Raw genomic sequence first — 14,707 nt, forward strand, 5'->3', positions numbered from 1 at the left:
CACGCAAAGCCTGATCAAAACTGAGATCTCAGGCTTCTCCAGGCCCAGCATCCAGCACCCAGCGGTTTTTGCCCTGGCGTTTTGCCACGTACATGGCGTTGTCTGCCCGTTGCATCAGGGCTTCGGGGGTGTCTTCTTCGCGCCTGAGGCTGAGGCCCAGACTGGAGCGCAAGTGCAGCACCTCACCTTTGATGGTGACGGTGGGCTGGAACCCCTGCAGGATGCGGGAGGCCACCAGTTGCAGTTCCTCTGTGGAAATCACCGGTTCGAGCAGCACCACAAATTCATCTCCGCCCATGCGGGCCACCGTGTCGGTTTCCCGCACCACCTGAAGCAAACGGCTGGCCACCTCGATGAGAAGCTGGTCTCCAGCATCGTGCCCCAGGGTGTCATTGACCCCTTTGAAGCCGTCCAGGTCAAGGTAGACCATGCCCACCGAGCCGCCATGCCTGCGGCAGCGTGCAAAAGCTTTTTCAAGGCGGTCAGAGAGCAGTTTGCGATTCGGCAGGCCTGTGAGGGCGTCATGGTAGGCCATGTGCCTGATGGCCTCCTGGGATTTCTGCAGTTCCTGGTAGGCCATTTCCAGATCGTGGGTGCGTTCCTGCACGAGGTCTTCGAGGTGGCTGTACAGCCGGGCATGCTCAATGGAAATCGCCATCTGCGAAGAGAGCAGTTGCAGCACCTGCACCTGACGCTCTGTGAAGACATGGCTGGCGAGGTTGTTTTCCAGATACAACACACCTTTCACCTCGCCCTGGTGCAGGATGGGAGTGCACAGCATGGAGCGGGTCTCATGGGTCCTGAAGTGGAGCTCGGACTGGAAACGCTGGCTGGTGCGGGCATTGCCCTCCACCACTGTTTCTCGGGTCTGCAGCACGTACTGAATGACCGACAGAGGCAGGTCATGGATGGGTTCATGCATGAGAACCTGTGGCTGCTCCTGCCGGGCATCGTGGGTCGCCTCGATGAAGAACTGCTCCTGGTCTTTCAAAAGCAGCACCACCCGCTGTGCCCCTGCACTCTGGGTCACCGTGACCATCATCCTGTTCAGCAGGTTCTCCAGCACGATCTCGCTGGAAATCACCAGGGAGGCCTGCGTGAAGGCCAGCACATCCAGCCGGGAGGACTGGTGCTGTTCGGAGACGGTGGTGATGCTGGTCATGCGACTGGATGGGCGCAGCGCTGCATCCTGCACAAACAGCTGTGGATAAAGCCGTTCCAGTTGCAGGGCCTTGACCCTGGCACCCCATCTCCGGTAGGCCTGATGGGCCTCTTTGAGGTAGAGGTCTGCACTCGAACGGTTGCCCTGTGCCCGCAGAAATTCGGAGAAACGCTCCAGGGTGAGGGCAGTGTCCTTGTGGTTGACCGAGCCCTGCAGGCTGTTGAGGGCCTCCTCAAAGCGGTCTCTGGCTTCATGCATCTGGCCCTGTGCCCGGGCGAGTTCGGCGGCCACCAGCAGGGCCTGATGGCGGTAATTCATGGGGGCATGGTGGGACCAGGATTCCAGCATCTGCAGGTTTTCTCGCACCTGTTCAAGGTCAGCCGTTCTCTGTTCTGCAATGCGTGTGGGATGGAGGGCCAGCAGGATCAGGGCCTGCATCATGGTGTCCTCCACGTTCATCTGCACACCCATCGAAACGTTCTTCTGGCGGTACAGGTGGCAGATTTCGGTGTGCTTCAGGGCCGCCTCCAGATCACCACTGAGGTACTGCAGCACCGTCTGCAGGCTGTGGTACCGGTGCTCGACCGGAAGGTTTTTCATGGCGACGATGGCGTTTTCCATGTGTTGCTGGTAAATCAGGCTGCAGGATTCGAGCTGTTCGGTGTGGTCCCCGCGCATCAGTTCCACGAACATCTCCTGCATGCGGGTCATCAGGAGGGCGTGGGGTTTGGCCTTCACCACCTCCAGATGCTCCTGAATGCAGCGCTCCAGGTGCTCCAGATGATGCCCTGCATTGTAATGGGCATAATACATCGGCAGAATGGAAAACACTGTGTAGGTGGGATCTCCACTCTCACGAGCCAGATCCCTGGCTGCATCCAGAAAAGGAAGGCTGCTCAGGGGAGGTTGTTTCCAGTGACACAACAGGGTCCCGAAAACCTGTTTTGCACGGCTCAGGAAAAACGGGTGCCCATAGCGTTCAGCGAGGGCCAGAGACACCTGCATCATGCCCCAGGCGAGGTCGATGTTCCCACTCGAAACCAGCATCAGGGCGGTTCCGTAATACGCCACCACCGACTGCTGGCTGTTGCCATGCTGCAAGGTGAGCTTCAGCTGTTCCACCAGCACGAACATCATGAATGCTGGATGGCTGAAGTATCCCACCGTCACCAGGGTGGTGAGGAGCCGCATCTGGACCTGCAAGGCTGGATCATCTGGCATTTCACTCTGGGTGAGGAGGCCTGGCAAGCCCCTTTTCATCACCTCTCCCAGCAGTGGGCGCAGAGCAGCAATGCTGGCCTCCTGGAGTCCGGTTTCAGGCACCTGAATCCCAAACAGGCCCAGGGCCTGAATGCCCAGTTGAACACACTCGGGGTAGCGGTTCAGGTAGGTGAGGAGGTCGATCTTCGAGGCGTACACCTCTGCCAGATCCACCGGGTCTTTCACATGCTGGACCAGCGACTGGAAATGGATTTCTGCCCCTTCAGGGTCATGCAGCAGGAACCGGGCCTGCAGGGCTTCAAGGGTGAGGTCAAATGCAAGTTTGCCATTGTGGGTCCAGGCCACATCACCAAGGGCCAGAAGTCCGGCATCCAGAAAAGCCATGGCCGTGCGGTAAGCCGTGGAGGTGCGGGCTTTGCGGGCCGCCTGCAAACAGAGTTCAGCCACCTGAATGCGCTCTGTGGGGTCCTCGATCAGTGGGAGGCCCAGAATCAGGTGGTGCACCTGCTGAAACAATTCAGCATCTGTCTGCTCAGGGGTAACCTCAAAACTGCGTCCCAGCTGGAGGTGCAAGGCAGCCTGTTCATTTGACGGAATCTGCTGGTACACCTGCTGCAGGATGCGGTCATGGGTGAAGCGCACCTCTTCCCCGGTCAGGATCAGCAGTCCTGCATCCAGGGCAGGAAAAAGGGCCTGCATGGTGTGGTCTGCAGATTCCTGACGGAGCTTTGCCAGATGCCCGATCTCCACAGGCTGTCCGAGCACGGCAAGCCAGAACAGGGTCTGTCGGGTGGCTTCCGGGAATTCCTGGACCCTGCGGGAAAGCCGGTCCAGGGTGTTGTCCGTGGCGTGCTGCTGATTTGCTTTTTCCAGGTCCCACTGCCAGGTTCCCAGGTCATGGTCGAAATGCAGGACTTCATTTTCGATCAGGGCCTCAATGAATTCCAGCATGAAGAAGGGCATTCCAGCGGTCTTGTCTGCGACCACCTGCGCAAGAGAAGCCACGGCTTCCGCAGGCATGTTCAGGGTGTCTGCCAGGAAATGCTGCACATCAGGCAGGTCCAGAGGCTGCAACACCAACTCGGTGATCAGGGGGTGATCCTGCACGTACCCCAACAGGGTGTGCACAGGCAGATTGTTCTGGATTGCGGTGTCCTGATGTGCAGTCAGCAGCAGCACATGGTGGGTGTCTGCACTGGTGATCAGGTGATTGAGCACCCGCACAGAGAGGGGATCGGCCCACTGCAGGTCATCAAGCACCAGAACCAGTGGAGCGTCCTGCATGGCAAAACCCTGCAAGAGCCGGACGAAGGCGTCCATGAAGCGGTTCTCGTGCTCCTGAAAAGGCAGTTCTGGCACAGGAGGTTGAGGCCCCAGCAGCCATTCCAGCTCGGGAACCACAGGCAGCATCACCCCGACCAGGGGACCGAGGGCCTGTTGCAGGTTCAGGGTCCAGCGGGAACGCACCATGTCGCTTTCCGCCATCAGTTGCCGGATCAACTGCTGCACCGCCTGAATCAGGCCACTGGCTGGAACCTGTTGAAGGGGGCTGTACTTGCCAGCCACGAAATGCCCCTGCTGCTTGATGACCTGCCCCTGCAATTGAAGCAGCAGTTCGGATTTGCCCACCCCAGCGTCACCCGAAACCTGCACCCACTGGGAACCCCCGTGCCGCACCACCGACAGCAGTTGCTCCAGATGCCTGAGGTCAGGGTCTCTGCCATAGAGCTTCTGGGGAAACTGGTGCTGCTCCATGCGGTCAAAAGCACCCACAGGAGCATCTTTTGTTTCAGGGGACAGGGCACGCTGCAGGTCCTGAACCACACCGTAAGCACTCTGGTAACGGTCCTCGGGGTTCTTGCTCAGGAGTTTCAGGATCACCTGAGAGAGAAACCCAGGGAGCGCCGGGTTCAACTGATCTGGTGGGACTGGAGCCACTGCCATGTGCAGGTGCACCCACTCCACTGCATGGTCTGCCTGAAAAGGCAGGCGTCCAGTGAACATCCAGTACAGCACCACTCCAAGGGAATACAGATCTGAACGCTGGTCGATGCTGCGGTTCACCCGACCCGTCTGCTCCGGAGACATGAAAGGAAAAGACCCTTCCATCACGGCCAGTTCGGTGTTGCGGGTGCGGCCCCGGGCCAGTGGACTCGACAGCCCGAAATCGATCAGGTGAACCCTTCCATCTTCACCCACAATCACGTTGTGGTACCCCACATCCTTGTGGACAATCCCCTGCTGGTGCACCAGTCCAAGCTGGCGGGCAAGGCCTGCCGCAAGTTCCAGTTTGTGTTCCAGGGAGTGTTCGTGCTCAAAGTGGTCCTGCAGGGTTTCTCCTGGCACATATTCCAGGTACAGGGCAGGTTGCCCCTGGTATTCCCCGTAATCCAGGGCTTTGCGGAACCCCGCTTTTTCCATTCGGCGGGTCATTTCGAATTCTCGCTGCAAGAGGGCCAGTCCGGAGGTGCGTTGCTGACCGGTCAGCACCTTCACCACCACAGGCTGGTCCCGGGCCTCATCCCAGACCCGGTATATCACTGTGTTTCTGGAAGCGTAAAGAAGGGATTGCATTGGATGGAGCTGCACAGCCTGCACCTTTCAAGATCTGACCCCAAACTGGGCGGGAGAGGAAAGAGATGCACCTGTGTGCATCTGGCAGGAACAGCATATCGGGGAGATCCCAACACAAATCTTAAGGCCCGGGACAAATAAGTGCTGTAAGGCTTTGTGCAGTGTCAGGGTGGGGGCAAGGTCGGGGTAGGGGCAAGGTCGGGGTGGGGGCAGGGTCGCTGAGGGGATGTGGTCCCTGTAAAAAGCCGTCAGCCGTCAGCTTTCAGCATAAAAACACCTGTGTGCTTTCACTTCAGCCAGGTGAAACAGAAGTTTGACTTTCCACCACAGTGGAAATCCTGGCATTGATCTGCTTCCAAAGCGCCAGCAAACCTTGAGCTGATGGCTTCTTGAGCAGAACAGCACCCTTCAGTGGGGCTTGCTCGCTGACCACTGAAAGCTGATCGCTTCACTTCATCTGGCTTGATTTTGCCCACATTCTGAAGGCATCAGGCTTTGCCCAGCCGCTGCACCCGGTCCAAGAGTTCACGCTGGGACAGGGAAACCGAGACCTGATGGGCCACCGACATCACCAGTTGCACATCGTCTTCAGTGAAGTCTCTGTCGTGGATGCTGTTGCACACAGTGAGGGTTCCCAGCACCCTGGGGCTTTCCGGGTCGAGCAGTGGAGCCACAATGACTGCACCAATCTGCTGGCTGAGGCGACGCTCCCGCACAGAAGGGCTTTCCCTTTCATCCACGCCTTCTTTGGAGGAGAGGGCCGGTTTGCGTTCGCGCATCACCCAGCCTGAGAGTCCCGAGCGGAGTTCATGGATGTCCAGTTTCAGGGAGAGCTCGGGAGCAGAGCCTGCTGCCCCTGCCGCGTAAGCCACATCCTGACCGTTGGGGGTGAGGGTGAAGATCAGGCTCCAGCGCACCGAAAGAGCTTCTTGCACCATGCGGGCGATGTCTTCCAGAAGGCCCTGCCTGGAGCGGTTCTGGTGGATGGCCTGACTGACCCCGTACAGGGCGGTCAGGCGGCGCAGGTCCTCGCTGACCTTGCGGTGGAGGGCCAGGGTGTCCAGGGCAATGTTGAGGTGATTGACCACCGTCTGGAGCACCTGCAGGTCCCGGTGGGTGAGGGGTTCCCGCTGGCTCTCCACCATCAGGGCACCGTGGGCCAGTCTGGACCGTCCAAAGGGCACCCCGAGCACAGAGGCCTCTTCCCCATGCAGTTCGACCCCTGCTGGAAGCTGTGTGGCATTCAGGATGTGCAGTGCGTTTCCAGTGCGGATCACATGTGCAGCAGCACTGCTTTTCAGGTGCAGGAGGTCACTGAAGGGCTTTCCTCCCCTGCTGGGACCCAGCTTCAGGGTGTTTCCCTCTTCAAAAACCACATAGACCTGGGCATGGTCCATGATCTCAAAGGAGGCGTTCACCACCGTGGTGAAAATGCCTTCCAGGCTCACATTGCTGGCAAGCAGCACCTGCAGGCGTTTCAGCAGACCCAGTTCCTGTTCCAGTTGCTGGTTTTGCACCTGCAGGTGGGCCGGTGGGGCAGGTTCAAACTGGAACTGCACGCTGCACATCACATTTTCCTTGAGGGTGGAGGGGAGGATGGTGACGGCCACCCTGGCCCACTGCCAGCCTTCAAGCAATTCCACCTGCACCCGGTGCTGACTGGACTGCCCTTTTTTCAGGGCACTCTGGATCACCTGCCAGACGTCAAAAGTCTCACGGTTCTCGTCGGTGACCTGCAGGTGTTGCAACCAGAAAGGACTGTCTTCCAGGCCGCTCTGGCTGACGGTGGGCAGCCGGACCATGTTGTCGGAGAAGGCCTGGTTGTAGAGGATGCACTCTCCTTCATTGTCCAGCACCACCACCCAGCCGGGCATGCTGTTGATGAAGACTTTCAGCTGTTCAGGGTTGAACATGTCTTTATTCTAGAGGGTTTTTGTGCCATCTCCTGAGCCCGATCTAACAGACAGCCTGATTTTCTGCTGACCTTTCAGTGGGTCAGGGTCGCCCGGTACTGGGACGGGGTCAGTCCAACCACATTGCGAAACAGCCGTGTGAAGGCACTGTGGTCGGAGTAACCGCACTGGTGGGCCACTTCGGTGATGGTGAGGTGGGTGGTGCCCAGCAGCTGGGAGGCGGTTTCCAGGCGGATTTTCATCAGCATCTGTTTGGGGGTGAGTCCGAACACCTGACGGGTGGCCCGCTCCAGCTGGTCTTCGGACATCCCGGTGAAGAGGGCAAGGGTTGGAATGCGCAGGTCTTCGGCATGGTGTTTTTGCAGGTGGTCGCTCAGGACGGCAAGCCGGGCGTAAAGGCTGCTGCGCTCATCTGGCCTGGGCAGGGCCCTGGAAATCCCGGCCACCCCGATCACCTGCCCTTCTTTGTCCCTGAGGGGAAACTTGTGGGTGAGGCACCACCCCATCTGGGGTTCTGTGGGGTGCTGGCGTCTGGAATGCGGCAGGTGGTACATTTCCAGCCTGTCCCGGATGGGCGCACCATCCCTGATCACCTGGAGGTCCTGCTGGGTGTAATTGTCTCCGATGGGTCCAGGGAAGATCACCGAGGCCGTGTGTCCCAGCAGCTCCTTTTTGTGCTTTTTTCCGCTGCGGTGCATCAGGGTCTGGTTGACCATCACGTATTTTCCTGCACGGTCTTTGACAAAGAACATGGTGTCTGGGAGGGAATCAAACAGCTCCATCAGCACCTGAGCAGAAAAGCTTTCCAGCAACGCATCCACTTTCCCATTGTGCCAGATTCCACAAAAAACTGCGTGAAAAGATCAAGACGAAATCCACCGCTGGGCCGCATCATGAAGCATCAGAAAGGCCACCATGACCCACTTCACAGGAGATGTTGTTGTGATCGGAGCAGGCATCATCGGAGCCGCCTGCAGTTACCGCCTTGCCGAAGCAGGCTTTAAAGTCACCGTGCTGGAACAGGACAGTTCCCCTGCCACCGGGTCCACCGCCCGCAGTGCAGCAGGGGTGCGCGTGCAGTTTCAGGAGCGGGTGAACATCGAGCTCTCTCGAATCAGCATCGAAGAGTACCGCTGCATGAAAGACGCCGACCTGCGCGAGATCGGCTACCTGATGCTGGTGCCAGAAGAGCGCTGGGAAGCCCACGAAAAAGGAATTGCACTGCAGCAGTCTCTGGGACTTCCTGTGCAGGCCCTCAGTCCTCTGGAAGCACAACAGATTCTGCCCTTTGAAACACACGATCTTGTGGGCTGTTCTTATTGCCCCACAGACGGGGCCGTGGACCCCCACGGGATCACCTTTCATTACCTGAGGGAAGCCAGAAAACACGGGGCAACCCTGCATGTGGACACCCGGGTCACCGGGATCAGGCACCAGCAGGGCATCTGGACCCTCAGCACCTCAAAAGGCACGTTTCAGGCCCCGGTGGTGGTGAATGCCACCGGAGCGTGGGCCAGGGAGGTCGGTGAAATGTGCGGTCTGGACGTGCCGATCACCCCGGCAAGACGCATGGTGTTCTGCACCGGACCCCTGGAGGAAACGCACCATTTCCCGATGACCTTCGACCTGAAAAGTGGGGTCTGGCTGAGGTCAGAAGGCCAGCGGGTGATTTTTGGCAGGGCCAATCCCTCTGACAGCGGCTTTCGGACCACCCTTGACTGGGACTGGCTGGAACCCACCCTGGAAGCGGCTTTTGATCGTTTTCCATGGTTCGAGAAACTGCACCTGGACCGCAAGGCCAGCTGGTACGGTCACTATGAGATGACGCCGGACGGTCAGGCCATCCTGGGCCGCATGCCCGGAGTGGCAGGCTGGTTCAACGCCTGTGGTTTTTCCGGTCATGGGGTGATGCAGGCCGCAGCCACAGGTCGGGTGATTGCCCAGGAGGTGCTGGGGCAGGAGCTTCTGGTGAACATTGATCCCCTGCGCATTGACCGCTTTGCCCATGCAACACCCCTCAGGGAGGACATTCAGGTGTGAGCCCGCCCGCACCCTCCTCTCCTATGCAGGTGGCCGTGATTGACTGCTGTCGCATCCTTGTGGGTGCTCTGACCAGGTGTTCTCTGGCCCCAGGGAAGAACACCTGAAAACACCAGGGGATGGGACTTCCCCTGGTGGCGCAGCAGAGGTGGGTTGCTTGCAGGTGGGCTGCGCGACTGTGGGACCAGTCTGGGTCGCCCACCCTCCCGTTCAGCCTGCGGCCTGTGCAGGCACCCGATCCAGAAATCCGGTCACCGATTGCAGCAGACCCCCGGGAGAGAGCACAGCGAAGTCTGTGCCTTCGACCACCACTTCCTGGCCGTCAGGTCCCATGCCCCAGCGGAAACGGGCGTGGTTCTGGTGGGCATCCACGGCACCAAGCAGGGTGAAACGGAAACCAGGGTACTTCTGCTGCACGGCGGCAATCATCTGGTCGATCCCTTCGATGCCATTGCCCTGCATGAGGGGGTCCACATAGCGGGCGTCTGTGCTCCAGGTCTGCTGGATCAGGTTCAGGCGCTTTTCACTGTCGGTTTCATTCCAGGCTGCGATGTACTGTTCAATCAGGACTGTTGCATTCATGGGTGCCTCCTTGGGTGGACCGCCTCTGTTCTTGCGGTCACCTGAGGTCAGAATAGGTCCAGAAATGCACAGGGTCGATTACCTCCGGGGTCATGGCCTTCATGACCTGAATTCGTTACCATCAGGGCATGACGCAACCGATGGCAAGTGCCCAGGGGGTGGGAACCCTCCTGCGGGAATGGCGACAGAGACGCAGACTCAGCCAGATGGACCTGGCCCTTGAGGCAGACATTTCCACCCGGCACCTGAGTTTCGTGGAAACGGGACGCTCCCATCCGAGTCGGGAAATGGTCCTGCACCTCGCCACCCACCTGAACGTGCCCCTCAGGGAACAGAACCTGCTCCTGACGGCTGCGGGGTATGCCCCGGTGTTTCCAGAGCGTTCCCTGCAGGACCCTTCCCTTCAGGCGGCCCGTCAGGCGCTGGACCTCATTCTGCAGGGTCATGAGCCCTACCCTGCTTTGCTGGTGGATCGGCACTGGAACCTGCAGGCCATGAACCGGGCCATTCCTCCCCTGCTGGAAGGCCTCCCGGAGCACCTGCTGCAAGCTCCGGTGAATGTGCTGCGCCTGAGCCTGCACCCTGAAGGCCTCGCCCCAGGGATCGAAAACCTTGCTGAATGGCGGGCCCACCTGCTGGAGCGCCTGAAAAGGCAGGTGGACCTGACAGCAGATCCTGTGCTGATGGATCTGCTTGCAGAGCTTCAGGCTTATCCTGCCCCCAGAGGAATACGTGCACAGGTGACCTCTGACATTGCCATTCCTTTGCGCCTGCGCACCTCCCAGGGCGTGCTGTCCTTCCTGAGCACCACCACGGTTTTCGGAACGCCTGTCGAAGTGACCCTCTCAGAACTGGCCCTGGAAACCTTCTTTCCGGCAGATGCTTTTACTTTACAGGTGTTGCAGGGCCAGACTGTCTAGGAGGGTAAAAATACTCTTTCGGGCAATCTGGTTTCAGAGGTGCACAGTGTGTTCCTGACAACCCGGAACATCCTCCAGACGGTAATACACCGGAATCCCACGTTCAGTGGCAAGACGCACGTCATTGTCTGCACCCTTTGATTCGCCTTCGATGCGCAGCACAGCATGACAGAGCTGGATCAGGCGTCCGGCCACCGGATAGAGGATCTGATCGTAAAGATGGTCTCCCACTTCTTTTCCTCCGGCAGTGTGCCAGATGGGAAGGGCAACCCACTCTCCGATCATGGGGATGTGTCCGGCTTTGAAGAGGGGCCAGGAGGCTTCTTCGAGGCGGCGCAGGTTCTGGGCCATTTTTTCAGGGTCGTCTCCGGTGCCGCTGCGGTAGGGTCCGGCGATGAGGATGAGCATGGGGGCTGGTTGGTTCATGGGTTCCTCCCATCAGGAAATGAGATTGCACGAAACTGCACGCTTGAGTCTGAGGCACCCCAAGGACAGGTGAAGAAACCTGTGTGGCATCGTTCCTCACCTGCACTTTTAGAACCACAGTTGCCGAAAGGGAGATCAGCGCAGGATTGCGGGGTTGAGATCCTGCCATTCTGGCACCCATCTTCAAATTACATGCAGCTTCATGCAATGTCAAGGACTATCGTGCAGTTTCGTGCAAAGGTGTATACTTGAGCTGGTGAATCCGTGCTGACCACACAACGCAAGCAATTGATCCTTGGACGCCTCAAAGCAGACGGCCAGATTGTCGCCAAAACCCTCAGCCAGGAACTGGGACTCTCGGAAGACACCATCCGCAGGGACCTGCGGGAACTTGCTGCCGAAGGATTGCTGCAGAGGGTGCACGGGGGGGCACTTCCAGCCTCTCCCACCGTGGTGGACCTGCAGGCCAGAAAACAGATTTCCCAGGAAGCCAAGGCCGTCCTCGGAAAAGCCGCTGCAAACCTCATTCAATCGGGTCAGGTGGTGCTTCTGGACGGCGGAACCACCCATGTGCATCTGGTGCGGCACCTCCCTGCAGACCTGAAAGCCACGTTTGTGACCCACAGTCCGACCATTGCCGTGGAACTCGGGGAGCACACCTCCTGTGAAGTGGTCCTGCTGGGAGGCAGACTCTTCAGGCATTCGATGGTGGCCATGGGTGCAGCAACCCTGGAAGCCCTCTCCCACATCCGACCCGACCTGTTCTTCATGGGGGTGACCGGAGTGCATGCGCAAGAAGGCCTCAGCACCGGGGACCTGGAAGAAGCCCACCTCAAGCGGGCTCTCAGCCAGAGGGCTGCCGAGACCATCGTGCTGGCAGACAGCAAAAAAATCGGGGTGGCCTCACAGTATGTGATTGCACCTGTCCGTGAACTGGGCACACTGATCGTGGAGAAATCCCTTCCTGAAGAGGTGCTTTCACCTTTTGAAGGGCTGGGCATCACACTTTTGCGGGCCTGACCAGAAAGCAAGATTGCCCCTCGTCCCATGCACAGGTCAGGGGTAAAATGTGCGGTATTCCAGGAAGGAGCGAAAGACCCACGTCTTTCACAGCACCATGAACCAGCCGCACGACCCCCTGCATTCTTCAGATCCCCACCGTGCCCACCTGAATGCCATCATGGAAGCCCTGCTGCAGGTCACCACCCCCCAGCAGGTGGCCGAAGTGGTGGTTGAGCATGCCCTCACCGCCCTGCAGGCCAGTGCCTCCACCCTGTACCTGCTGCACGAGGATCACCTGGAAAACCTGCAATACCGGGGCGACACCAGTGGCCTGCTGGAAGAAGATTTTCGTGAGGTGCCCTTGACCGCACAGATTCCGGCCACTGCCGTGCTCAGGACCGGGGAAACCCTGATCCTGACCGCAGCAGAGCTGCTGGAACAGTATCCAGATTCACTCCTGTTGAAAACCCACCCACAGGCTGGACTGGTGCTCTTGCCCCTCCGGAGCCAGGATGAGACCATCGGGGTGCTGGGCCTGGTCTTTGAGCATGCCCTGCCTGAAAACCCGGTGGACATCCAGTTCATGAACCACCTGGCCTTCCACTGTGCGCAGGCCCTGGAACGCACCTGGCTGATCCGTCGGCTGCAAAGCAGCGAGGAGCGTTTCCGGTCCCTGCTGGAGGCCACCACCACCATGGTGTGGACCCGGGATGGTGAAGGCCGCTTCGTTCAGGAACAGCCCAGCTGGGAAGCGTTCACCGGACAGCCCTGGGAGGAATACCAGGGTCGGGGCTGGCAAAATGCCATTCACCCTGAAGACCGGGAAACAGCCCGGGAGAATTTCCTGAAAGGCATTGAAGGCAAAATACCCTACCAGAATGGGTACCGTTTGCGGCAGCATGACGGCTCGTACCGCTGGATGCAGGTCCATGCCGTTCCCGTGCTGGGTGAAGATGGGCAGGTCAAGGAATGGATGGGCTTTCACCGGGACATCACCGAGGAAAGGGAAGCCAGCCAGGCCGCCCTGGACAGTGAGGCCAGGCTGTTTGGCATCATCAGCACGGTCTCTGATGCAGTGATCACCACCGATGCCTCACGCAGGGTTCTGGTGTTCAACCATGCAGCAGAACGCATGTTTGGTCTCTCTGCCCGGGAAGCCACTGGAGAAAGCCTGGACCGTTTCATTCCACAGCGGTTCCGCCGGACCCATGCCCACCACATGGAGGCTTTTGGTCAGACGGGGGTCACTTCCCGCAGCATGCACAGCACACGCAGTGCCCTGCCCGCGCTTCGTGCAGATGGGACGGAATTTCTGGTCGAGGCCACCATCTCGCAGGTGGTGGTGGGAGGAGAGCGCCTCTTCACCGCAGTGGTCCGGGATGTCACCGAACAGATCCGCGTGGAAGGCCTGCTGCGGGAAAGCGAGGAACGCTTCCGGGCCACCTTCAGTCAGGCCGCAGTTGGGATTGCCCATGTGGGCCTGAGCGGAGAATGGCTGACCGTCAACCAGCGGCTCTGTGACATCGTCGGGTACAGCAATACAGAACTGATGGGTCTCACCTTTCAGGACATCACGCACCCCGAGGACCTCGACAAGGACCTGCACCTGCTGAACCTGCTGGTCAGTGGACGCATCCAGACCTACGACATGCAGAAACGCTACATCCGCAAGGATGGAACGCTGGTCTGGGTCAACCTGACCGTCTCTCTGGTCCGCACCCCTGAGGGAGATCCCCACTATTTCATTTCGGTGATTGAGGACATCTCCTCCATGAAAGACACCGAGCTTCAACTGGTGCAGGCCCGGGACGAACTTGAGGCCAGGGTGGAGGTGCGCACAGCCGAGCTGCAGACCCTCAGTGAACAGCTCTCCGAACGGGTGCAGGAACTGGAGGTGCGCAATCAGGAAACGCGCCTGCTGGGTGAAATGAGCGAGATGCTGCAGGCCTGCCTGAACCTCGAAGAGGCCCAGGAGGTGGTGGCCCAGCATGCAAGCCTGCTGATGCCCCATCTGAAAGGGGCCCTGTTTTCTTTCGGGGCCTCCCGCAATGTGCTGGAGGAGATGGTGCAATGGCATGGCGAATCCAGCAGCAGCACGGTGTTCACCCCCCATGAATGCTGGGGGCTGCGCAGAGGCAAGGCTTTCCTGAGTGAGCCCAGAGGCCGGGGGCTGCGCTGCTCGCATGTGCATGACAACGGTGCAGCCCTGTGTGTCCCACTGCTGGCTCAGGGTGAGACCGTGGGGTTGCTGCACCTCAGTGGTCCTGCTGAGATGTTCACGTCACGCAAACAGAGGCTGGCCCAGACCATCGCAGAAACCGTGGCCCTGGCGATTGTGAACCTGCGCCTGCGGGAAACGCTGCGCATGCAGTCCATCCGTGATCCTCTCACCGGACTGTTCAACCGCCGGTATCTGGAGGAGACCTTCACCAGAGAGGCCCGCCGTGCCCAGCGGCACCAGCACAGCATCGGCATGGTGATGCTGGATGTGGACCACTTCAAACGCTTCAATGACACCTACGGCCACGAGGCAGGAGACAGCCTGCTGGCCGACCTCGGGCGCGTGCTGCAATCCAGTGTGCGGGGTGAAGATGTGGCCTGCCGCTACGGGGGTGAGGAATTCACCCTGATGTTGCCAGGGGCAAGCCTGGAACAGACGGTTCAACGGGCAGAGCAGGTCAGGCAGGCCATCTCTGAACTGCAGGTTTCAGACCGGGGACAGATGCTGGGTGGGGTCACGGCCTCACTGGGCGTGGCCGCTTACCCACAGCACGGAGACCAGCTCCTGTCGGTGCTCAGGGCGGCAGATTTTGCCCTGTACCGGGCCAAACAGGAAGGCCGCAATCGGGTGATCCCGGCAGGTTGAA

9 protein-coding genes are annotated in these 14,707 nt (G+C 59.4%); 4 read left to right on the forward strand and 5 right to left on the reverse strand.

Going from position 1 to position 14,707, the window contains the following annotated elements:
- Nucleotides 1-28 precede the first annotated feature (28 nt).
- The 3 genes from DC3_RS09115 to DC3_RS09125 form a co-directional block, all read right to left on the reverse strand.
- Entirely contained in the window at nucleotides 29-4,957 is a 4,929-nt protein-coding gene (locus tag DC3_RS09115) for a diguanylate cyclase domain-containing protein (RefSeq protein ID WP_146884053.1), read from the reverse strand.
- A gap of 488 nt (nucleotides 4,958-5,445) precedes the next feature.
- Nucleotides 5,446-6,870: a GAF domain-containing protein gene (locus tag DC3_RS09120; protein ID WP_146884054.1), complete on the reverse strand. Its 1,425-nt coding sequence runs from the start codon at nucleotides 6,868-6,870 to the stop codon at nucleotides 5,446-5,448.
- 74 nt (nucleotides 6,871-6,944) lie between these two features.
- On the reverse strand, nucleotides 6,945-7,691 hold the full coding sequence (locus DC3_RS09125; RefSeq protein ID WP_146884055.1) for an AraC family transcriptional regulator: 747 nt from the start codon (nucleotides 7,689-7,691) through the stop codon (nucleotides 6,945-6,947).
- Between the two features lie 94 nt (nucleotides 7,692-7,785).
- Here DC3_RS09125 and DC3_RS09130 point away from each other — a divergent pair, with 94 nt between their 5' ends.
- Nucleotides 7,786-8,910, forward strand: a complete 1,125-nt coding sequence (locus DC3_RS09130) for an NAD(P)/FAD-dependent oxidoreductase (protein WP_146884056.1) — start codon at nucleotides 7,786-7,788, stop codon at nucleotides 8,908-8,910.
- Nucleotides 8,911-9,120: 210 nt separating this feature from the next.
- On the opposite strand, the gene DC3_RS09135 is transcribed toward DC3_RS09130, so the two are convergent.
- Nucleotides 9,121-9,492 carry a nuclear transport factor 2 family protein gene (locus DC3_RS09135; RefSeq protein ID WP_146884057.1) on the reverse strand — a complete coding sequence of 124 codons (372 nt, stop codon included), beginning with the start codon at nucleotides 9,490-9,492 and terminating at the stop codon, nucleotides 9,121-9,123.
- Nucleotides 9,493-9,620: 128 nt separating this feature from the next.
- Here DC3_RS09135 and DC3_RS09140 point away from each other — a divergent pair, with 128 nt between their 5' ends.
- Nucleotides 9,621-10,412, forward strand: a complete 792-nt coding sequence (locus tag DC3_RS09140) for a helix-turn-helix domain-containing protein (protein ID WP_222594727.1) — start codon at nucleotides 9,621-9,623, stop codon at nucleotides 10,410-10,412.
- A gap of 33 nt (nucleotides 10,413-10,445) precedes the next feature.
- Here the strand turns inward: DC3_RS09140 and DC3_RS09145 are convergent, their stop codons facing one another.
- On the reverse strand, nucleotides 10,446-10,838 hold the full coding sequence (locus DC3_RS09145; RefSeq protein ID WP_222594728.1) for a hypothetical protein: 393 nt from the start codon (nucleotides 10,836-10,838) through the stop codon (nucleotides 10,446-10,448).
- Between the two features lie 264 nt (nucleotides 10,839-11,102).
- On the opposite strand from DC3_RS09145, the gene DC3_RS09150 reads away from it, so the two are divergent.
- Both DC3_RS09150 and DC3_RS09155 read left to right on the forward strand, forming a co-directional pair.
- On the forward strand, nucleotides 11,103-11,858 hold the full coding sequence (locus DC3_RS09150) for a DeoR/GlpR family DNA-binding transcription regulator (RefSeq protein ID WP_146884058.1): 756 nt from the start codon (nucleotides 11,103-11,105) through the stop codon (nucleotides 11,856-11,858).
- 97 nt (nucleotides 11,859-11,955) lie between these two features.
- Nucleotides 11,956-14,706 (forward strand): PAS domain S-box protein, encoded by a 2,751-nt coding sequence (locus DC3_RS09155; protein ID WP_146884059.1) that lies wholly within the window; start codon nucleotides 11,956-11,958, stop codon nucleotides 14,704-14,706.
- The last annotated feature ends 1 nt before the right edge of the window (nucleotide 14,707 follow it).

The sequence above is a fragment of the Deinococcus cellulosilyticus NBRC 106333 = KACC 11606 genome (genome assembly GCF_007990775.1).
In the GTDB taxonomy this organism is placed as follows: domain Bacteria; phylum Deinococcota; class Deinococci; order Deinococcales; family Deinococcaceae; genus Deinococcus_C; species Deinococcus_C cellulosilyticus.

Excerpts from the sequence above, each read along its gene's own strand:
- DC3_RS09115 (WP_146884053.1), bottom strand. The coding sequence starts at position 4,957 with ATGCAATCCCTTCTTTACGCTTCCAGAAACACAGTGATATACCGGGTC.
- DC3_RS09120 (WP_146884054.1), bottom strand. The coding sequence starts at position 6,870 with ATGTTCAACCCTGAACAGCTGAAAGTCTTCATCAACAGCATGCCCGGC.
- DC3_RS09130 (WP_146884056.1), top strand. The coding sequence starts at position 7,786 with ATGACCCACTTCACAGGAGATGTTGTTGTGATCGGAGCAGGCATCATC.
- DC3_RS09135 (WP_146884057.1), bottom strand. The coding sequence starts at position 9,492 with ATGAATGCAACAGTCCTGATTGAACAGTACATCGCAGCCTGGAATGAA.
- DC3_RS09140 (WP_222594727.1), top strand. The coding sequence starts at position 9,621 with ATGACGCAACCGATGGCAAGTGCCCAGGGGGTGGGAACCCTCCTGCGG.
- DC3_RS09145 (WP_222594728.1), bottom strand. The coding sequence starts at position 10,838 with ATGAACCAACCAGCCCCCATGCTCATCCTCATCGCCGGACCCTACCGC.
- DC3_RS09155 (WP_146884059.1), top strand. The coding sequence starts at position 11,956 with ATGAACCAGCCGCACGACCCCCTGCATTCTTCAGATCCCCACCGTGCC.